Source organism: Streptomyces sp. NPDC029296 (assembly GCF_055569255.1).
The window spans coordinates 1-2,134 of sequence record NZ_JBVHXT010000066.1; the positions used below are offsets into that span (position 1 = coordinate 1).

Consider the following 2,134-nt stretch of genomic DNA (forward strand, 5'->3'; position numbering starts at 1 on the left):
CCTTCGCCCCCGAGGTCCACGGCCAGGAAGGCCCCTTCACCATCCACACCCGGTGGATCGAGACCGAGTTCACCAACGACATCAAGCCCTTCACCGCTCCCGCGGACGCGGAGGAGGACGAGGCGGGCCGCGAGACGGTCGTCGTCGAGGTCGGCGGCAAACGCCTGGAGGTCTCCCTCCCGGCGTCCCTGGGCATGTCCCTCGCGCGTACGGGCCTCGCGGCCGGGGCCCGGCCCAAGCGCCGTGCGGCCAGGAAGTCCGGCCCGGCGGCCTCCGGTGACACCCTCGTGTCGCCGATGCAGGGCACCGTCGTGAAGATCGCAGTCGAGGAGGGCCAGCGGGTGGAGGAGGGCGACCTGATCGTCGTCCTGGAGGCCATGAAGATGGAACAGCCCCTCAACGCCCACCGGTCCGGCATCGTCAAGGGACTGTCGGCCGAGATCGGCGGCTCGCTGACGTCCGGCGCGGTCATCTGCGAGATCAAGGACTGATCCCTGCCTCGGCAGGAGGAACCGATGCACCACGAGCACGGTGAACCCGACGCCGGCGACCCCGCCCCGGAGCCGCACATCGTCCGGGGGGATCGATTAACGGCCGCCGGCTGACCGTGTCAGGTGAGCGGGTGTGAAGAATTCATACCCGCTCATGCCGGGCACACTGGTTCACCATACAACGATCCTGCGATGCTCATGTGCATGGAAATCGATGTTCTGGGACCACTTGGAGCACGAGTAAACGGCACATCCATCGTACCGACTGCCGGAAAACCCCGGCAGATTCTGGCGCTGCTCGCAATCCGCGCGGGCCGTGTCGTCTCGGTGGAGACACTGATCGAAGAGGTGTGGGGAGACGCCGTTCCGCGCAGTGCCGCCCCCACGTTGCAGACATACATCCTGCAACTACGCAAGAAGATCACCGATGCCCTGCCCGCCGACGGCGAACTGACGGCGAAGGACATCCTCGCCACCTCCTACGGGGGATACCAGCTCGCCCCGGTCGAGCCGATCCGCTGCGACCTCGTCGAGTTCCAGCGGCTGACGGCCCACGGCACCCGTGCCATGGCCGAGAACGCTCCGCACACCGCGAGCGAGAAACTGCGCGAGGGCCTCGGCCTGTGGCGCGGCAACGCCCTGGTCGACGTGCCACTGGGCGAGGTGCTGCGCATGGAGGTCATCGGGATGCAGGAGGCGCGCACCCGCGCCCTCGAACTGCGGATCGAGGCCGACCTGCAGCTGGGCCGGCACGCGGAACTCATCGGCGAGCTCCGCATGCTGGTCGCCCAGCAACCGCTGCACGAGAACCTGTGTGCCCAGCTGATGACCGCCCTCTACCGCGCCGGTCACCCCTGGCGGGCCCTGGAGGTCTTCCAGACCCTGCGCCAGTCCCTGGTCGACGAGCTGGGCGTGGAGCCCTCGCCCCGGTTGCAACGGCTGCACCGCGCGGTGCTCGCCAACGACGACCGGCTGGACCGGTTCACCCCGGCTCAGCGATTGCTCAGCGCCTGACCGATTGCTCAGCGCCTGAGCGGGCGGCCGGCCTACGGGCCGGCCGCCCGTGCGCACGCCGTGCCGACGACGTGGCCGGTGCCGAGCCGGTGAGTGGTGAACGTCCACTCCACCGGGCGCACCGGCTCGCCGGTGTCGTCGTGCAGCGCGGCGGCCGTGCCCTCCACCCGGAAACCGAACGTGCGGAAGGGCAGCCCCGTGCCCACACCGAGGGCCTTGGTGTAGGCCTCTTTCAGCGTCCACAAGCGCAGCACGGCATCGCCCCGCTCATGTGCGGGAAGGGCCCGGAGGTCCGCCAACTCCCGTGTGGTGCAGACGCGTCGCGCGAGCAGGGCACGGCATCCGGACCGGCCGAGCGCCTCCGCGTCCGCGCCGACCGGGCCGTGCAGGCTCAGGGCGAGCACCAGCAGGTCGCCGGTGTGGCTCAAGCTCAGACCGAGCCGGTCGCAGCCGCGCAGATACGGCCGGCCGCCCGGCCCCCGGGCGAGCTCCAGCTCGTCCGCCGGCACGTGCTGGACGGCTGCCGCGGCGTGCTTGATGAGCCGCCGCGAGGCGGCGAAGCGCGCGCGGGGGGGGGGGGGGGGGGGGGGGGGGGAGGGGCCGCCAGCCCCCCCCCCCAAGAGAACAAA

Annotated in this window: 3 protein-coding genes; 2 read left to right on the top strand and 1 reads right to left on the bottom strand. The window is 70.9% G+C overall.

What is annotated here, in order from left to right; translation table 11 throughout:
• Window positions 1-491 (top strand): acyl-CoA carboxylase biotin carboxyl carrier protein subunit (locus ACZ4W9_RS37615; RefSeq protein ID WP_467943668.1); only part of this gene is annotated, 491 nt, incomplete at its 5' end.
• Between the two features lie 204 nt (window positions 492-695).
• Window positions 696-1,505: an AfsR/SARP family transcriptional regulator gene (locus ACZ4W9_RS37620; RefSeq protein WP_467943670.1), complete on the top strand. Its 810-nt coding sequence runs from the start codon at window positions 696-698 to the stop codon at window positions 1,503-1,505.
• Between the two features lie 32 nt (window positions 1,506-1,537).
• On the opposite strand, the gene ACZ4W9_RS37625 is transcribed toward ACZ4W9_RS37620, so the two are convergent.
• Window positions 1,538-2,014 (bottom strand): 4'-phosphopantetheinyl transferase family protein, encoded by a 477-nt coding sequence (locus ACZ4W9_RS37625; protein WP_467943673.1) that lies wholly within the window; start codon window positions 2,012-2,014, stop codon window positions 1,538-1,540.
• Between the last annotated feature and the right edge of the window lie 120 nt (window positions 2,015-2,134).

Coding starts and splice junctions, on each gene's coding strand:
- ACZ4W9_RS37620 (WP_467943670.1), top strand. CDS start 696: ATGGAAATCGATGTTCTGGGACCACTTGGAGCACGAGTAAACGGCACA.